The sequence below is a fragment of the Rhizobium sp. SG741 genome, assembly GCF_012275435.1.
Lineage (GTDB): Bacteria > Pseudomonadota > Alphaproteobacteria > Rhizobiales > Rhizobiaceae > Rhizobium > Rhizobium lusitanum.
Map to the genome: position 1 here is coordinate 181,333 of NZ_JAAZQP010000009.1, position 18,184 is coordinate 199,516.

The 18,184-nt window shown below is 59.0% G+C and carries 15 protein-coding genes; 9 read left to right on the forward strand and 6 right to left on the reverse strand.

Annotated elements, in window-relative coordinates; genetic code table 11:
• Nucleotides 1–61 precede the first annotated feature (61 nt).
• From FHT29_RS22665 to FHT29_RS22685, 5 genes are all read left to right on the forward strand, one after another.
• Nucleotides 62–631 carry an HdeD family acid-resistance protein gene (locus FHT29_RS22665; RefSeq protein ID WP_047557344.1) on the forward strand — a complete coding sequence of 190 codons (570 nt, stop codon included), beginning with the start codon at nucleotides 62–64 and terminating at the stop codon, nucleotides 629–631.
• 170 nt (nucleotides 632–801) lie between these two features.
• On the forward strand, nucleotides 802–2,058 hold the full coding sequence (locus FHT29_RS22670; RefSeq protein WP_210166083.1) for a chloride channel protein: 1,257 nt from the start codon (nucleotides 802–804) through the stop codon (nucleotides 2,056–2,058).
• Between the two features lie 260 nt (nucleotides 2,059–2,318).
• Nucleotides 2,319–2,834 (forward strand): DNA starvation/stationary phase protection protein, encoded by a 516-nt coding sequence (locus tag FHT29_RS22675; protein WP_037198664.1) that lies wholly within the window; start codon nucleotides 2,319–2,321, stop codon nucleotides 2,832–2,834.
• Between the two features lie 14 nt (nucleotides 2,835–2,848).
• On the forward strand, nucleotides 2,849–3,823 hold the full coding sequence (locus FHT29_RS22680; protein ID WP_047557605.1) for an alpha/beta hydrolase: 975 nt from the start codon (nucleotides 2,849–2,851) through the stop codon (nucleotides 3,821–3,823).
• A gap of 242 nt (nucleotides 3,824–4,065) precedes the next feature.
• The gene (locus tag FHT29_RS22685) at nucleotides 4,066–4,332 is read left to right on the forward strand and encodes a hypothetical protein (RefSeq protein WP_047557342.1); all 267 of its coding nucleotides are present in this window, start codon (nucleotides 4,066–4,068) and stop codon (nucleotides 4,330–4,332) included.
• 459 nt (nucleotides 4,333–4,791) lie between these two features.
• Here FHT29_RS22685 and FHT29_RS22695 read toward each other — a convergent pair whose 3' ends face one another.
• The 6 genes from FHT29_RS22695 to FHT29_RS22725 all read right to left on the reverse strand — a co-directional run bounded on the left by FHT29_RS22695 (nucleotide 4,792) and on the right by FHT29_RS22725 (nucleotide 12,515).
• Nucleotides 4,792–5,505, reverse strand: coding sequence for a molybdopterin-binding protein (locus FHT29_RS22695; RefSeq protein ID WP_131512033.1), 714 nt, complete (start codon nucleotides 5,503–5,505; stop codon nucleotides 4,792–4,794).
• A gap of 99 nt (nucleotides 5,506–5,604) precedes the next feature.
• On the reverse strand, nucleotides 5,605–7,206 hold the full coding sequence (locus tag FHT29_RS22700; protein WP_112442353.1) for an MFS transporter: 1,602 nt from the start codon (nucleotides 7,204–7,206) through the stop codon (nucleotides 5,605–5,607).
• On the reverse strand, nucleotides 7,203–8,309 hold the full coding sequence (locus FHT29_RS22705; RefSeq protein ID WP_047557335.1) for an HlyD family secretion protein: 1,107 nt from the start codon (nucleotides 8,307–8,309) through the stop codon (nucleotides 7,203–7,205). Before FHT29_RS22705 ends, FHT29_RS22700 begins: the two co-directional genes overlap by 4 nt.
• Before the next feature lie 809 nt (nucleotides 8,310–9,118).
• Nucleotides 9,119–10,075 (reverse strand): AraC family transcriptional regulator, encoded by a 957-nt coding sequence (locus FHT29_RS22715; protein WP_246703077.1) that lies wholly within the window; start codon nucleotides 10,073–10,075, stop codon nucleotides 9,119–9,121.
• Nucleotides 10,076–10,160: 85 nt separating this feature from the next.
• Nucleotides 10,161–11,369 (reverse strand): HAMP domain-containing sensor histidine kinase, encoded by a 1,209-nt coding sequence (locus FHT29_RS22720; RefSeq protein WP_047557333.1) that lies wholly within the window; start codon nucleotides 11,367–11,369, stop codon nucleotides 10,161–10,163.
• Nucleotides 11,370–11,663: 294 nt separating this feature from the next.
• Complete coding sequence (locus tag FHT29_RS22725) at nucleotides 11,664–12,515, reverse strand: LysR family transcriptional regulator (protein ID WP_037198737.1); 852 nt, start codon at nucleotides 12,513–12,515, stop codon at nucleotides 11,664–11,666.
• Between the two features lie 106 nt (nucleotides 12,516–12,621).
• Here FHT29_RS22725 and FHT29_RS22730 point away from each other — a divergent pair, with 106 nt between their 5' ends.
• The 4 genes from FHT29_RS22730 (at nucleotide 12,622) to FHT29_RS22745 (ending at nucleotide 18,044) form a co-directional block, all read left to right on the forward strand.
• Nucleotides 12,622–13,800 (forward strand): MFS transporter, encoded by a 1,179-nt coding sequence (locus FHT29_RS22730; protein WP_037198658.1) that lies wholly within the window; start codon nucleotides 12,622–12,624, stop codon nucleotides 13,798–13,800.
• A gap of 230 nt (nucleotides 13,801–14,030) precedes the next feature.
• Nucleotides 14,031–14,474: a (2Fe-2S)-binding protein gene (locus tag FHT29_RS22735; RefSeq protein WP_037198656.1), complete on the forward strand. Its 444-nt coding sequence runs from the start codon at nucleotides 14,031–14,033 to the stop codon at nucleotides 14,472–14,474.
• Between the two features lies 1 nt (nucleotide 14,475).
• The gene (locus FHT29_RS22740) at nucleotides 14,476–16,752 is read left to right on the forward strand and encodes a molybdopterin cofactor-binding domain-containing protein (protein ID WP_047557331.1); all 2,277 of its coding nucleotides are present in this window, start codon (nucleotides 14,476–14,478) and stop codon (nucleotides 16,750–16,752) included.
• Nucleotides 16,749–18,044: a c-type cytochrome gene (locus FHT29_RS22745; RefSeq protein WP_047557329.1), complete on the forward strand. Its 1,296-nt coding sequence runs from the start codon at nucleotides 16,749–16,751 to the stop codon at nucleotides 18,042–18,044. The genes FHT29_RS22740 and FHT29_RS22745 overlap by 4 nt, the downstream gene beginning before the upstream one ends.
• Nucleotides 18,045–18,184 lie beyond the last annotated feature (140 nt).

Genomic DNA, 18,184 nt, shown 5'->3' on the forward strand with positions numbered 1-18,184 from the left:
AGTCGAGACCAGACCGACGTGATGAGCCCTTCCGATTCACCACCCTGTTTAGGAGCCGAACATGACCACCATCACCGCAAATTCCAATTTGAGCGCTGCGCTGAAGACCGGCCGCACCAGTTGGGTATGGTATGTGATCCTCGGAGTTGCCCTCATCGCCGTCGGCTTATTGGCCAGCATCAATCTCTTCGCCACAACCATCGTCTCGGTCATATATATCGCAGCCATGATGCTCGTCGGGGCTGTCTTCCAGATCGCTCACGCCTTCGCTGCCAGGAACTGGCGCCGACGCACGTTTGACCTGATCAGCGGCCTCTTCTACGGGGCGGCCAGTGCCATATTGATCTTCGATCCCATCTTGTCAGCCGTCGATATCGCGCTTGTCATCGGAGCGCTGCTGATCGCGGCGGGCATCTTCCGGATCGCGACGGCTCTCCGAGATCGTTCCAGAACGGGGTGGGGTTGGGTGCTCTCGAGCGGGATCGCCACAGTCGTTGTCGGTTTGCTGATCGTTCTGACATGGCCAGCGGTCGGATTGGGCTTGCTCGGCGCGATGTTGACGATCGACCTAGTGTTCCAAGGGTTTGGATTTCTCGCGTTCGGTATCGCCTTGCGGCGCCTGGTCAGCTGATCTCCCAACGGCGCCGGGGCGGCGGAGAACGACTACCCGGCACGCCAGCGAGGCGCAATGAGGAGCGAGCGATGTCATCCCAGGACTGCATCAGGGATTTGGGGGATGGGGGTAGGCCGGCTGGTCGAGGCATTGCTGAGCTTTTGCGCGTCTACATGCCGGGGACCTTGATGCCTCACCTGCGCTTGCTTTTCTATGCACTGCTCTGCGGGTTGCTATCGGGCCTTGGCGGCCTGTCCCTGGCGCTTCTACTTCATGCCATCCAGCATATAGCTTTCACCTACAGTCCTGGTGAAATCATCGGGTCCGAGAGCTTCCTGCAGGGCGTGTCAGCCGCCACGGCCGAGAGACGTATCCTGATCCTTTGCATTTGCGGGCTCGTCGCCGGTCTAGGGTGGTACAGTCTTGCCAGGTATGGTCAGCCGCTCCGTTCGGTCAACGCCGCGGCAAAGGGGGCAAGGTTGCCGCCGCTCGAAACCGCCGTCCACGCATTGCTGCAAGTCGTCACGGTTGCCCTTGGCTCACCCTTGGGCCGTGAGGTGGCTCCGAGAGAGGTCGGCGCGCTCCTTGCCCAGCGGCTGTTATCAGGCGCTGCCCTTGCCCCTGAGCAATACCGCCTCCTGCTGTCGTGCGGGGCAGGCGCCGGTCTCGCCGCGGTTTACGATGTCCCCGTTGCGGGGACGGTATTCATCCTCGAAGTGATGATGAAGCAGGCGCGTATTGCCGTCATATGGCCTGCCGCCGTCGCGAGTTTCACAGCGGCGATCGTCGCACGCTCGGCTTTGGGTGACGCGCCTCAATATCTGATACCCGACCATCACGTGACGTTGACGCTGGTGGTCGTCAGTGCTTTGCTGGGGCCGTTCTTCTCCGGCCTTGGCGCGGCCTTCAGGCGCCTGACAGCCGCCGTCACGCGAGACGCATCGCCGAGCCTTCGCGGGATATTTTACGCGCTGGCAGCCTTCGCCTTTATCGGGCTGTTGGCGGCCAAGGTGCCGGCACTTCTGGGAAACGGAAGAGGGCCGGCCGAACTCGCGTTTTCCCAGGAGATTTCCTTGCAAGCGGTTGCATGTCTAGTCGTCATGAAACTCGTGGCGATCGGGCTAGCCTTGAGGGTCGGTGCGAAGGGCGGGCTGCTAACGCCAGGATTTGCTATCGGGGCACTTATCGGTCTTCTTGCGGGCGGATCACTCGCGGTCTGGTTTCCAGCTGTCGAGCCTGGAGCGTTGGCGCTGATCGGTGGAACGTCATTTCTTGCCGCATCAATGCTGATGCCGATAACAGCTGTCTGCCTGGTGATGGAGTTTACCAATGCGCCTCTTGATATGGTGATCCCGATCGCGGCCGCGACAATCATGGGAGAGCTGTGCAGGCCTTGGATCAGGCGCGGAATTGCGCCGTTGCGAATCAAGTTCGCCGTGACCTGATACGTGTCACGGTTGGGACGACCGCGATAAATCCATGGGATTTCCGGCTGTGCTTGGCCGCACTAAGATCACCGGGGTGGCGAAACCGCGGTATTGATCATCGCGCGGAGGGCCCGGATTGCGACGAAATTCCCGAGCCTACCTATACGAAGGTGCAGGCCGTCCGATACTTCAATCGGATATGAAGAGCCGGACAGTTTTCGTAGCTTCATTCAGGTTTTCCGCAAGAGCGGCAACCAGTATTGATCCTGGAGATTGTCATGACCAGTCCGTCACTCGCCACACGGCGCCTTTCGCCGCTCACCACTCCCACCGACCTTGGTGCGATCGCTCGCCAGGAAATCTCGGCATCTCTGACCGCTCTGCTGGCGGATGTCTTCGCGCTCTATCTGAAGACGAAAAATTTCCACTGGCATATGTCCGGTCGCAACTTCCGTGACTATCACCTCCTTCTCGACGAGCACGGCGCAGAGCTCTTCGCGCTCACCGACGTGATCGCCGAGCGGGCCAGAAAGGTCGGCGGCACCACCTTGCGCTCGCTCGGTCATGCAACACGGCTTCAGCGGATCGCCGACAACGATGCCGACTTCGTCACGCCTGACGACATGCTGGCAGAGCTTCGCGAAGACAACACGCAGCTGGTTTCCATCCTGCGTGCGCTGCACGGCACGACCTCCGAGCATAACGATGTCGCAACGACGAGCCTGATCGAGGGCTGGATCGACGAAGCCGAACGCCGAGTCTGGTTTCTGTTCGAAATCTCCCGCAACGTCTGATGCGGTCGCCCTCCATGATCAGCAACTCTCTCCCGATCAATCGCCGCAACGTCCTGATTACAGGCGCCGCGACGGCCGCCGCAATGGCCCTTCCCTTTTCGTCCGCAGCACAGGCGGCCACGAAGAAGCACCTGAAACAAGGAAATATGACGATGAGCTACGTTACCACCAAGGATGGCGTCGAGATCTTCTACAAGGACTGGGGTCCGAAGGATGCACAGCCGATCCACTTCCACCATGGCTGGCCGCTGTCGTCTGACGACTGGGACACCCAGATGCTGTTCTTCCTCTCCAAGGGCTATCGCGTCGTAGCGCATGACCGCCGTGGCCACGGCCGTTCGAGCCAGGTCTCGGAAGGTCACGACATGGATCACTATGCCGCCGATGCCAATGCCGTCGTCGAACACCTGAGCCTGAAGAACGCAGTCCATATCGGTCATTCGACCGGCGGCGGTGAAGTCGCCCGCTATGTCGCGAAATACGGCCAGCCGCAGGGTCGTGTGGCGAAGGCGATCCTGGTTTCCGCTGTTCCGCCACTGATGGTCAAAACGGCCTCCAATCCTGGCGGTACGCCGATTGAAGTCTTCGACGGCTTCCGCGCTGCGCTTGCCGCCAACCGCGCCCAGTTCTTCCTCGATGTCGCCTCCGGCCCGTTCTATGGTTTCAACCGTGCCGACGCGAAGGTCTCTCAGGGTGTTATCGACAATTGGTGGCGCCAGGGCATGATGGGCGCAGCCAAGGCGCACTATGACGGCATCAAGGCCTTCTCGGAGACAGATCAGACCGACGACCTGAAGAAGATCACCGTTCCGACGCTGGTCACGCAGGGCGATGATGATCAGATCGTGCCGTATCAGGATGCTTCCGAACTGCAGATCAAGCTGCTGAAGAACGGCACGCTGAAGATCTACAAGGGCTATCCGCACGGCATGCTCACGACCCATGCGGACGTGATCAATCCGGACCTCCTGGCGTTCATCAAGGGTTGATCGAGAGCAACAGTATGGCCGGCTGATTGGGCTAGGCTCTGCCCCTTCGTTTATACACATGGCGACCCGATGGTCGCCATGTGCGGAGCCTTCTTCGTGATAGATCCAAGTGGGATCGAACAACGGAAGGGAGGGCCGAATTTCAGCTTGCCTATATCTTCGTATGATAACCCGGAGCCGCGCCTGCAGCTAGAAGGTCATACACTACAGTCATCCCGACACGACCTTGGAGGCAAACGACGATGGACGAAGAGCTCACAATGTCCGAGATCCTGACCGATCCGCTCATCCGCGTGATGCTCACGGCCGACGGGATATCACTCACGGACTTTGCCAACTTCCTTCATGAAGCCGCGTTGAGGCTGCAGGCTGACATGTATGTATCTGCAGCGAAGGCGCATTCGCTTGAAGCTGACCCTATCAAGATTACGCCCACAAACCCTTGTGGCGCCGTAGCTTCCTTCCCGCGTTGTACGGTCCAGAGAGGTATTGGATTGGCATTCGCGTAGATTGGGGCGGTGCTCAATTCGAGCCTTCGGTGACATGACCCACCGTAGCTGCCGCCATTGCAGTGTCGCGGAAATCTTACAGACTGTCCGATTAACGCGATAGTTGTTTTGCCGATTTTGCGATGTTGTAGAATATGATGTTCTGCAGCAGCCACTGGAATCGCAAACTGCGCCTTCCGCGACGAGGGGCTGCTGGTTTAGCCGCTACACGTCCCATAACTGGACCACATCGACGATATCACCCTGCTGCACGTCACCGCGGTTGCTGTTCAAGACGATCAACACTGTCGCATTTGAGATCGACTGGAGACTCGCAGATCCGCGCTCGGGCAATGGATCCGCGATCGTCATGCTTCTGACAGGGTCGATGACAAGCCGGCCGGGAAGGATTTGAGTGCGCCCCAGTGGTTTTGAAAAGGAGCGTGAAATCGGCAGCCTCAGGCGGTCGCTCTCAACGATCTAGCAGCCCGCCAACCGATAGACGAGTGTGCGACCCAGAATCGCGCATCCTGCAACTGCCGCGAGCGGGTTGCCGGGAAGGATGAGGATCGGGCAATGATCGACATCGCCGAAGCCGATTGGCTTGCCCGGCCGCATGTCGAGCCTCCAGAATTCCAGATGCCCGCGCTGAGAGACCGCTTGCGTCAGATGATCGGCAAAGCCGGCCGAGGCTCCCCCCGACGTGACGATCAGATCGTGGTCGCCTGCGGCGCCGACGAGGGCCGCGAGGAGCTGATCCATGCCGGTACGCCGGATATGAGGCTTATCGCTGGCTGATGTGAAAACGCGAACTCGATCGCCATTCATCCGAGCATTTTCCTGAACGACAACGCGATCTGCGCCCTTCGGAATCATCGCCCCAGTCATGATGCGCGCTGCTTGACCGGGTCCGATCTCATGGAAGCCTATTTCACCTGCAGCGATTATCGCCGTGACCTTGAGATCCGAACCGGTCTCGCCGGCGGTAAGATCTGCTGAGCGAACGGCGAAACCATCTATGGCGGCGTTGTCGAAACGGGGTAGCCCTGCCGGTGCTGTCGCATCACGTGCAAGAATGCTGCCGATTGCGTCACCCAATGGCATTTCCTGGGATCTCGGGAAGACCTCGAGATAGCTGGCAATGAACTCGCACGCCTCTGACAGGGTCTTGGGTATGGGATTATCAGTGCTCATGCTTTGCTCGTTGGCTGCCAATCCGCAGATACGCGGCCTGAATATCGCGACGAACCGGTGCGCCGTCGTCTGGTCAGTGACAGGGAACGCATGCAGCGATCAGCTTTTGGGCGCCTCAGGTGGGGGCGGCTTGAAATCCGGATGGAGAGGACCATAAGGCATCGATACCATAACCGCTGCAATAGCAAGACCAGCAATAGCCGCCCAGAATGACAGGACGAAAAGATCGCTGTAGGCAAGCACGGTTGCCTGGCTCCTGATCTGGGTTGCGACAACGGATAGGCTTTCAAGGTGGGCGCGTGTACCGGCGCCGAAAACATGCTGTAGCTTGCCAAGAAGCACATGTAATTGCTGCGACGTGGCCGAGATCGGGCTATTCAGGATGTCCGAATGATACTGTTCTCGGTGCCTCTGCAGTGTTGCGAGAATGCTCGTGGCGATTTCGACGCTGCCAAGCCGGACGACCTGAATATAGGCTGATACTGCTGTCGAGCGTGACGGATCTGAATTGCCGATGAGATAGACTATCGTGGCGAAGAAGGCGAAGGACTGGCCGGCTGTATGAAGGATGACTGTCGGGAAGAAGTTCCACGGCGCCCAGGATATCGTCAGTTGCGATCCAAACTGTGAGCCAATCGCCATCAGGCCCAGTCCCAACACGATGCACAAACGGGCGTCGAAGCGCCGCAGCAGCAGGCCGGCCAATGTAATGAATAGAAAGACCGGGATGACCGCTCCGGTGAGATAGAGGCCTGCGATGGATATAGGTCTCAAGCCCACGACGTTTTGCAGGAAGCCTGGAATGGCGATCGAGGCCCCGGCGCTCGAAAGCGCGTAACAGATGATGATCGCGTATCCAAGGCCGATATTACGGGTCATGATCACGCTGAAATGCGCCCAAGGATGCGTGACCAGGCTCTCGTTAATCAGAAACCCGATCGCCAGGATAAAACTGCCGGCGAGAAGCGCGATGATCGGGCCGGACTGCAGCCAGTCAAGGCGGTTGCCCTGGTCGAGCGCGACGTAGAGCATGGTCATGGATGATCCGAGCAGCATCATGCCACCCCAGTCAGCATTTTCCAGCAGGTTGACGTTGATCTGCTCCTTTGGCGCGGCAATGAACAGCAGAAGCGCGATCAGCGGCGCAACGATGACGTCCTGCCAGTACATCCATTGCCATCCAAGATAGTCACCGTAAAAGCCGACCAGCACGAAGCCGAGGTTCTGCGACAGAGGGACCCGAAGAGAGTAGATGGCGATGCCGATCAGCCAGTATTTCTTGTCGAGGTTGCGAAAGATGACCATGATTGTCGCCGGAATGAACACCCCGAGCAGCAGGCCCCTGATCGCATGAAGGGCAAAGAGCAGCGGCCCGTCATTGACGAGCGGGATTTCCAACGAGACAACGGAATAGACGAGCGCCGTGGGGATCATGATCCTGCGGACGCCAAAGACCGTCGCAAGCCAGGCGACGCCTGAGGCGATCAGGATCTGCGGTGCATTGGCGATGGTGCTGAGCCAGGATGCTTCATCGACACTCAACGAATAGGCCGCGCGCAAGTCCGGCAGACCCACCACGAAGACGCGTGTGTCAAACCCGACGACAAAGGACGCGAGCATCAGGGCGGCGACGATCAGGATCGGTCGCGTGACTGTGGTGCCGCTGGTGATCGGACCGAACGAGCGAATAACCGTCGTCATGGACGTGCGCTGTCGGGCGTTTCGACTGTGACGGTAGCAGACATGCCGGGCCGAAGGCGGTCCATCAATGACTGGCCTCCGTCAATCGCAATCTTGACTGGAAGACGCTGGACGACCTTTGTGTAATTTCCCGTCGCATTGTCGGGGGGAAGAAGTGCGAAGATCGATCCGCTGGCTGGAGAGAGATCGACAACGGTGCCGCGCAGCAGCTCTCCCGGAAAAGTGTCGATCCGGATTTCGACCTTGTTGCCGGCGGACATGCGTGACAGCTGTGTTTCCTTGAAGTTTGCGGTGACATAGACGTTTGGCAGCGGGACCTCGGCCAAGATCCCCGCTCCGGCGCTGACAAAATCGCCCTCATGAACGAGCTTTCTGCCAAGCATCCCGTCGAAAGGCGCATAAATCCGCGTATAGCCCTCGTTGATCTTCGCCGTATCACGATTGCCCTTGGCGGCATCGACCTGAGCCCTGAGCAATGGTTCCTGACCCTGCAGAACTTTCAATTGGGCCTGCTGTTGCGCAATCGCGGCGGCCGTCGATCGAACGGACGCGGTCGCCTGAAGCGCGGCAGCCTGTGCTTGTTGCAGAGCCTGTTGTGTCGTTGCGCCGCCGAGGTCGCTTTGGCGTTGATACTCTTCGACCGTCTGCGTCTGCTGGGCGAGGGCCGAGGTGTGCTGTGCTTCTGCCGCATCGATCGCGGCCTTCTGCAGCTCGATCTGGTTTGCCAGGTTTGCAAGCGTGGCATTTGCGGAAGCGAGATTGGCTGTGGAGACGGCGACCGCGGCTTCGTAGCTACGGGGGTCGATCTGCGCGAGCAGCTGCCCTTTCGTTACTCTCTGATAGTCGGCCACCGGCATGCTGCTTATCGTACCGCTGATCTGGGCACTCAGCGTCGAGATATCAGCGTTGACGATCGCGTCGTCGGTTGTCTGGCGAGAGGCACCAGCAACCCAGCTGTTCCAATCCAGCATGGTCGATGTCACTGCACAGGCAATGACGACGACTGCGAGAGCGGGGATTGCGACACGCTTGATTGTTGCCAAGACAGGTGAGGGGGCTGGCGCTGCGGAACTGCCTGTCCCTGTTGTGGTCTGATCAGTCATCTGTAGTGGAGCCTGTCCTGCGAGGTGTGACGAAAATTCTCGCGCGCAGGGTAACAAGTGGCAACGAGGCCGGACACTATACGCATGAATAGGTTCAGTGACCGTCGGTAGGGGGCAAATAGTTGCAGCTTGCGATCAGGCGGACTTCCGCAACGCGCCCAACGGAGCCGCCTCGACCGATGTCCCGATTGCGATCGTGCCGTCGGTGGGCTGTGTTGATCCCATATCCCTTCGCCAGATGGAGGGGGGAACGCCTTTGGTATTTCGAAACACCCGGGCGAAGTGTGCTTGATCTGCAAAGCCGCATTGTGCAGCGATTTCGCTGAGCGGAAGCAGCGTGCTTGTCAGAGTTTGCGATGCTTTCTCTATCCGGTGCTGGGCAAGCCACCTGTAGGGAGAAAGCCCGGTGGAAACTTTGAATGCCCTGGCAAAATATGTCGAGGATAGGCCGCACTCGATTGCGATCTATGACAGGCTCATGCGGTTGGTCACGCTGCTTTCGAGAAGGGCGATGGCACGGCTAAGTCGCAGTGGCGTCAATCCGCCACGGTTAATTTCCGACATTTGCCTTGCGCTGCCTTATTTCGGTTGATCGTCATATTCGAGACGATGACAACTGCAGCGAAACCAGTCGGGCAATAAGCCATTATTTAGTCGAAACCGTTTTGCGTAAAAAGCAAAGGCAAAGCAGGTGCTGACTTTGGCTCTCGCCATTGTCGAGTTGTTGCGTCGCCGTTGTCGCACAGGGGTGCATGGTCTGCACGCCGCATATCCCATCGGCGTTGATCACGGGCGTGGTACGCTGACGGTCAGTCAGGGCGAGATTTCGGAGAGACCTGATGCATGCTAAAGGAAGGCGTGAGGATGATGTTGCGTCGCCAGGCGGCGGGCGGCATCCCTTTGGCCTTACTGAAAGTCCTGGAAAAATGCGCCTGATCGGAAAAACCGCAGGCGATCGCGATTTCCTTCAAGGTTAGCGAGGAATTTCTCAGCAGATCTGACGCCTTGTCCAGCCGCCGCTGAGCAAGCCACCGATGTGGTGTTCCGCCGGTGGAGACCTTGAACGCTCGCGCGAAATAGGAGGATGAGAGGCCGCATTCTCGCGCAATATCGGACAGATTCAGCCGACCATGCAGGTTGGCATCGAGTAGCGCGGTCGCGCGGTTGAGCTGCATCGGAGTTAGCCCGCCGCGACGGATATGTGATTGGCGGTGAATACTGCCGTAAGTCGATGCAAGGTGGACCAGGAGACCGGTGCCGACATAATCCAAGAGCAGCTGGTTGGTGTCAAAGCGTCCGTCGAATATCGGGATCAATGCGTTGACGATGTTATGGACGACCGGGTCGTCGATATCTGCCCCCGGCGCAACGTTGAACCCTTCAAGTGGCTTGGTGCCGATCTCCTCCTCCAAAGAGTACAGTGCTCGTCTGGAGATGTAGAAGTTCGTGCAATCAAACGGTGACTGCAGGTCCGCTCGCCAAACTCTCGAGTAATCGTAAAGAGTGAAATTTCCCTGCCTGCTCCCGCGAAAATCGACCTTTTTCCCGTCGACCCACATCGCACCCTGGTAGTCGCGCTTCTGGAGAGAAAGCATGAACGCGTCTTCCTGGACGTGATCGTCGGTCATGCCGTGACCTGGCGTATCCCGCTTGATCCTGGATGCTGAAAGTAGCCCACCCGTTAAAGACGACGCAACGATATGCGGTGTCCGCAGTACCCGTAGATATTCCATGTTGCGGTTGTCTGACGTGTGGTCTTTCGACAATCGAGCCTCTCCATCCGCGCTGCGGCAAGTAGCAATTCAAAGTCTGTGTCACATATTTTCAGCATGTGCCACGGATCGACAAGCGTTAAAAGTATCCTGGCGAGCGGTCTGGCCTTAGCGGCAATTTGAAGAGCATCGTGGTTCCTCGATCGTCAGACCGGGCGATTTCGAGGTTTCCGCCATGAAGCTGAGCGATGGTACGTGCGATCGCGAGCTTGATGCCACGGCCGCCCTGCTTCGAGGAATAGGACGGGTCAAAGATCGCGTCCCGTGCCTCAAGCGGAATGGATTGGCCACTATCAGAGAGCGAAATGACCAGTTCATTGTCAAGCATCGTGCTTGAGATGTTCAATCGGCGTGGCCCTTGAACCTTCTTCATGGAGTCCAGGGCGACGCTGACCAGAGTGGTGATAGCTTGTTCGATCTGCTTAGCTTCAGCCAAGACGGCGGCTCCTTGTGAAAAATCGCATTCACTCTTGACATCCGCCTCAATCAGGTCGTCGGCAAGAATTTCGAGTGCGGCCTGTACACATGAGCTGACATCAATCAATTCTAACGCGGATCCGCCGGATCCTGTGGCAGAGCGATAACTCCCCATGACGCTTCCGACCGAGAAAGTCGATGCTGCGATCTTGCGCAACGACCGCCGAGCCTTCTCGACTTTCGGTGGGTCTTGGTTGAGCCAATGCAGGCCGGCACTGGCATGGGCGACCACCGCGGAAAGCGAATCGTTGATTTCGTGCGCGATTGTTTCCGCAACGCCAGCCAACGTGATTGGATTAATGTTTTCAAACATCGGATAGGGAATAGTCCGGACGGCCGAGCCTGTTTCGGGAAGGCTACGGGCGACCTGCGCCGATCCAACGGCAGCTTCCTGCAATCTCAAAACCTGCTCAAAAGCTGACGCGTAAAGCTCGATAGCCTGAACGGTGGATGTGGAGAACCCGTTCACATCGTCGGCCATTTCCAGATAGAGTATCGATGAAACAAGACTTGTCTGGCCCATCGGAACAGCGAGACAAGCTGTCGCGACTGCGGGCGCCTCACCCTGATGAGCGCACACGACGCTCGCGCCCAGTGAGGTAGCCTCCATAGCTGCCTTGGTTTGATGTGGCATGGGCATGGACGAAGGTATTCCGATGAAAGGCGCCTCGTTGCTGCCGCCCACAGACGTATGAATGAACAAGCCTTTATCGCCTGGGCAAAGTAGAAGCCCTCTGGCAGCACCGGAAAACTGGACGGCCGCATCCAGCAGTGCGACGATGCTCCCATCTGTCCTTCGGAGTCCGCCCATTGGTTCTACTCCCAAGCCAGAAAATGCGTCGACCATACCCAACACCGTGTCTAAATGTTCGTGCAGCGGGCATCAAAGCCGTTGACGCGCATGCTCGTCAACTTGGGATCGCTGCAGGCCCCCTTTTAGGGCGAGACTATTCAAATTGAGCCGACTTGAACGCCGTATTGTTCAAAATCACAGATCGGTGGCAGGAGGTTAAACGTGGCCGTAATCACGAGCCGCTGCAAAATGCGGCCTGGATGAGGGCCAGCCAGCATTCTTAACCGAGGGCGCTGCAGCAGTTTCGGGCTGTCAGTTTGCCAACATGCTCACGGCCATGTCTACAAAGGCACGTAGACGTGCTGATCGCCTCACGTCACGATGATAGCCCATCCAGATCTCTCTTAGGGGAGGGTCCTCACCGAGATCGACCCGCTTCAGTCGCGATTGCTGGTCGCCGACCGGACGGGGCAAGACCACTATTCCGACACCGGCACAACTCATTTGCGCCTGGACGTTCCGATTGTTCGATTTCAGAGCCACTTTCGCACCCGGCAGCTTCTGCTTCAGCCAATCGATATCGGGGAAGGCGCCGAGCGACGTGTCCATTGTTACAAGGGAGAACCCTTCGCCTTTTCCAGGTTCAGGCGTGTCGAGGTCCCTGTTGATGTAAACGCCATACGGCATCTGTATCAGCCGCCGCTGGACAATATCGGCTTCCGCGAAGGGCAGAATTCGGAAGGCGACGTCGGCTTCTCGCTGCGCCAGGCTGAAGAGGCGGGTTCCGGTCAGGACTTCGATATCGACATCAGGATGGGCCTTCGAAAATCTCGCCATGACCGGTGGTAGCACCCAGGCGCCGAACCAGTCGGGAGAAGAGATGCGTAGCGTCCCTTCAAGCTTCTGGACGTCACCGGCAAGCCTGCGCTCCATCGCAAGCGCCGATTCTTCCATGTGCTCCGCCATGGTCAATACCGCAGCACCTTCCTCTGTAAGGACATAGCCGTCGGCGGTGCGTTGAAAAAGTGTTTGACCAGTAGCCTCTTCAAGCGCCTGCAGCCGGCGACTGACCGTGGGGTGGCTGATCTTCAAAAGCCTGCCGGCGGCACCGAGCGTGCCACTACGCGCGACCGCCAGGAAAATACGAACGTCACTCCAGTCCATCTTCACCCCGTTCAAAACCGTACCGTGACTGTGCAACATCGTCGATTGAGGAACAAGGTCGTTCGGAAGATAAGACTTTCCATTCTTCCACGAAAGGAGGTCAGAGATGGCTTTCACCACTCAATCCACAGCGGTTGCCCCGAGAATGACGACACCGCTGACTTTCGCGATGGCACTTGCCACAGGCGTCGCTGTCGCGAACATCTATTACAACCAACCGATGCTGAAGATCATGGCGCACGAGTTTCCTGGCGCTGCCAGCCTCGTGTCTCCCGTCACCCAGCTCGGATACGCCGCCGGCCTCTTTTTACTGGTTCCGCTCGGCGACATTGTTGAGCGTAAGCGTCTGATCGTCGGGCAGTTTGCTGTTCTCGCGGTCGCACTGCTGGCGCTTGCATTCGCTTCGGGCACGGCAACTGTGCTGATCGCTTCCGTGTTCGTAGGTTTCACGGCGACGGTGGCACAGCAGATTATCCCGTTTGCTGCTCATCTCGCTTCTCCCGATCGGCGCGGCGCAACGGTTGGCACGCTGATGTCCGGATTGCTGGGTGGGATCCTGTTGAGCCGAACCGTTGCCGGCTATATCGGCGGCGGCCTCGGCTGGCGCGAGATGTATATGATCGCCGTGCCGGTGGCGATCCTCGGTGCCATCGGCATGTGGGCGGTTCTGCCGTCAGCGGCGCCATCGAGCCAGCTTCGCTATCCGGCGCTTCTCGCATCGATCCGCACGCTTTGGAAGGAGTTGCCGGAATTGCGTCGGGCGGCTTTCACTCAGGCGCTGTTGTTCGCAGGGTTCTCCGCCTTCTGGACTGTTTTGCCCTTCCGTCTGGCTGAACCGCAGTTTGGAATGGGGGCCGGCATGGCTGGCCTGTTCGGTATCGTCGGAGCGGTTGGTGTGATCGCGGCGCCGCTGGCAGGCAAGATCTCCGACCGACGCGGCCCTGCCATCGTCGTGAAGCTCGGGGCGATCATCTGCCTTCTGTCCTGGGTTCTGTTTGCGGCTTCGCCTACCATCACTGCTCTCGTCATCGGCGTCATAACCCTCGACTTCGGCATCCAGTCGGCGATGGTTTCGAACCAGTCGATTGTTTATTCTCTGCGTCCCGAGGCTCGCGCAAGGCTCAACACCGTCTTCATGGGTTCGATGTTCCTTGGTGGTGCTGCAGGTTCGGCGATCGGCACGGCTGCCTATAATCATTCCGGTTGGACGGCCGCGACGCTCGTCGCCTGCGCAGCCAGCGCGGTTGCCGTCGGTCTTCAGTTGAGCAGGCGGGCTCCTGAATGACCAAAGCGATGCGGCGGAGATGATCTCCGCCGCATCGTATCCTGCAAGTCGCCGCGATCGCGGATGCCCCGCCGCCTCGCGGCAGAGCCGGGTTGGCACCTACACCTTGGTATAGGGGCGCTACGCTTAGGTCTCAGTTCTTCGAGACTGTATTCATTCTAAAATAATGCGGTCATTCACCGCTCATTTCCGTATCAGACATCCGATACGAACATCGAAAGCTCCCCCTCATGGCGATATCTGCAACCGTGAACGGCAGGGCCGTTCAACTCGACGGCCCTCCGGACATGCCGCTTCTATGGGCCCTGCGAGATCTTCTTGGCATGACCGGAACAAAATTTGGCTGCGGTATCGGCCAATGCGGTGCCTGCACGGTGCAGGTCGACGGCAAACCGGTCAGGTCCTGCGTGCTGCCGATCGGCGAGCTGGACGGCGCGATTACGACAATCGAAGGGATTGGCGAGACCGAGGAGGGGCGCAGAATCCAGAAAGCATGGCTTTCACTCGAAGTCGTGCAATGCGGATACTGTCAGTGCGGTCAGATCATGGCAGCATCGGCGCTGCTTGCGCGCGACCCGAAGCCGGATGATGCGGCAATCGATGCGGCCATGTCAGGCAATATCTGTCGTTGCTGCACCTATCCGCGCATCCGCGACGCGATCAAGGAGGCTTGATATGGGGCTCTTTGGATTGCTCGACGACAATCGTCTCCCGACTCTCGGTCGCCGGAAGTTTCTCGCTGGCAGTGCGCTGGTCATAGGTTTCGCCTTCGCCAACTCTGCGCGCGCGCTTGTACCCACAACAGGCCTCGGTCGCGCGGGTGCTCTCGATGCTGCGGCAACCGGGTTCGATGGTTTCGTACCGGATGGGTTCATACGCATCGGCACGGACGGGCAGATCGTTCTTGTCGTCCCGAGCGCGGAAATGGGCCAGGGGATTGCAACAACCGAAGCGATGCTGCTTGCCGAAGAACTGGAAGTCGGGTTGGATCAGGTGGAAGTCGCTCTCGCACCGGCCGATCCGACCGCGTACAATCAGTCTATTCTGAAAGGCCAGATTACCGGCGGATCGACCTCCGTGCGGGCATTCTACCTGCCTTTGAGACAAGCGGGCGCCGCCGCGCGCACCATGCTCGTCAATGCTGCCGCAGGTCTCTGGCAGGTTCCGGCCGCCGAATGCAGCGCAGCAAGAGCGGTCATCACCCATAACCCGACGAGGCGGGCAGCCTCTTATGCTTCGGTTGCCGAAGCCGCCCGTTCGCAGCCCGTCCCTAAGGATGTTCAGCTGAAGAATCCGGGCGAGTTCAAGCTGATCGGCAAACCGCTGAAGCGGGTCGATACACCGGAGAAAGTCACCGGTGCGGCAAAGTTCGGCATCGATGTCATGGTCGAGGGTATGCGTTACGCCGCGATCACGATCTGTCCCACCATTGGCGGGAAGGTGAAATCCGTTGACGATACTGCGTCGCGGGCCTCGCCAGGCGTTGTTGATATTCTGCGGATCGAAGACGCCGTTGCGGTTGTCGGCGAGACCTATTGGGCCGCCAGGAAGGGCCTTGATCTGCTCGCGGTCGAATGGGACCTGGGACCGAACGCGGATATGTCCTCCGATGATTTGTGGGACGGGTTGCGCAATGCCAAGGCCACGCCGATCGTCGGCAAGGTGGTCGGAGATCCCGACATCGCCCTTGCTTCAGGCGTTCGGATCGAATCCACCTATGAGCTTCCCTACCTGGCACATGCTGCTCTGGAGCCGATCAACACGACCATTCACATGCAAGGAGATCGCTGCGACATCTGGGTGAGCACCCAGGTGCCCGAAATCGCCAGGGTCGTTGCCGCGGAGATCCTCGGATTACCGATCGAAAAGGTGACGGTGCATCCGCATCTGATCGGCGGCGGCTTCGGTCGCCGTCTTGCCGTCGACACGATCCAGCAGGCAGCCCGGTTCGGCAAACTCGCAAATTATCCAGTGAAGATCATCTGGACCCGCGAGCAGGATATCATGCACGACTATTTCCGGCCCGCCTATTTCGACAGGGTCACGGCAACGCTTGATCCGAAAACGCGCCTTCCTTCTGCGTTCCATCATCGCACGACCGGCTCGACCGTCAGAACCTATTACGATCGAAAGCCCTGGCCGGAAGGCAAGCTCGATCCCGATACGCTCGGAGGGTCGGTCGACATGCCCTATGCAATCCCGAACGGGAAGTGGGAATGGGTTCGTCAGGACAGTCCGGTTTCGTTGAACTGGTGGCGCGGCGTGGGTGAGGGTCACAACGTCTTCGTCATCGAAAGCTTCATCGATGAGCTCGCGCTGGCGGCGGGCAAGGATCCGATCGAATATCGGCTTGCCATGCTGCAGAACAACCCGCGTGCCATTGCGGTGCTGAAGAAGGTCGCCGACGCCTCTGGCTGGGGGGGAAAGCTTTCGGCTCGGCGCGGCCGCGGGGTTTCCTTGCACCACAGTTTCGGAACGTTCGCTGCCCTGGTGATGGAAGTTGAAGTCGATCGCTACGGCGAGGTCTATCTCAGGAACGGGACGATCGCCGTCGATTGCGGTCAGCCGATCAATCCGGACGGCGTCGTTGCCCAGATGACCGGTGGCACGCTGTTTGGCCTGTCGGCGGCGCTCCACAACGGGGTGACCTTCAAGGATGGCCGCGTTCAGGAAAGCAATTTTCATGACTACCGGCAGATCCGCATGAACGAGGTGCCGCCTTTCCAGGTCTTTGTCATGCCCAGCACCGAAAACCCCGGCGGCCTTGGTGAAGTCGGGACCGTCTCGGCGCCGGCAGCGCTCACCAACGCGATTTACGCCGCGACCGGTGTGCGGCTGCGTTCGCTGCCGATCGACCGCAAACTCTTGATGGAGAAAGGGCATGGCGATGAGGTCGCCGGTGCCAGCTACCAGTCGAAGACGATCACCAGCCACCGGGGAGTGGCACAATGAGATACTTGCCCAAATTCCTCTTCGTCATTTCTGGCTTGGTCGTCGTCGGGCTCGCGGCACTCGCCTTCTTTTTCTGGCCGCATCGACTGCCACAGGTGACCGCAAGTGCCTCTCAGCCGCATGGTTCGGAACTGATTGCACGCGGGAAATATCTGACCACCGCTGCCGACTGCGAAGCCTGTCACACCGTCCCCGGAGGCAAACCCTTCGCCGGTGGGCTCGCCTTCAAGCTTCCCTTCGGAACCATCTATTCGCCCAACATCACACCCGACACGAAGGATGGTGTCGGCTCCTGGTCGGATGCCGAGTTCGTCCGCGCGGTTCGCTCAGGTGTCGGTAGGCATGGTGAAGATCTCTACCCTGCCTTCCCCTACACATCCTACGCACTCCTCTCGACCGACGACATCCTTGCCATCAAGGCCTATATCGAAACGCTCAAGCCCGTGTCCGGTTCGGCGCCTGAGAATGAGGTGGCCTTCCCGTTCAATCAGCGCTGGACGCTGCGGTCGTGGAAGCTGCTCTTCATGCCTTTGGGGCCTTTTGAGCAGGATACCTCAAAGAGCGAGCAGTGGAACCAGGGCGCCTATCTCGTCGAGGCTCTGGCACATTGCGGCGAATGCCACACGCCGCGCGGCCTGATGTTCCAGCGCGAGCAGGGCGAAGCCCTGTCTGGCAGCCTCGTTGACGGCTGGAAGGCCTGGAACATCACCTCCGACAAGGAGACGGGTCTCGGCAAATGGTCGGACGAGGCGCTCGCCGCCTACCTGTCGAGGGGCTACGCGGCAGATCATGGTCCGGCTGCCGGGCCGATGCGGCAGGCAATAGATTTGAGCCTGAGCAAGCTGCCACAGTCTGATATCCAGGCGATTGTCACCTACCTGCGCACCGTTCCGGCGAAACCAGCAAGTTACGAAGGTCCGCCGGTCAACCCGGTCGCCCCTGCTGCCCAAGCAACGAAACCATGGACACCGGACGAAGGCGGCAACGCTGTTGGCAAACGAATATTCGAAGGTACCTGCGCCAGCTGCCACGGCTTTGATGGCTCAGGCCAAAATATCGCCCGCGCAGCCTTGTCCGGCTCTCATTCCGTCAATGACCCGAGTGGTTCAAACCTTGTCAGGGTCATCCTGCAGGGGACCGTGGATCAAAGCGGAACGTCGACGACGGCGATGCCGGCATTCGCAAAAGGATACTCCGATGCAGAGATTGCTGCGCTGGCGAATTATGTGATCGGTCATTTCGGTGGCATGAAGGGACAGGTCACACCTAACGTCGTCTCGGCCGCTCGATAACAGCCTACCGATGCTCGTGGCGAGCAGGCGCCCGGTTTCCAGAAGGGAACCGGGCGTTTTGCCATGGCTATCAATGAGGCCGGCTCGCCTTTGCCTCGGTCGCTCAAACGCACTTCGAATTTGAATATTGCAACACAAAA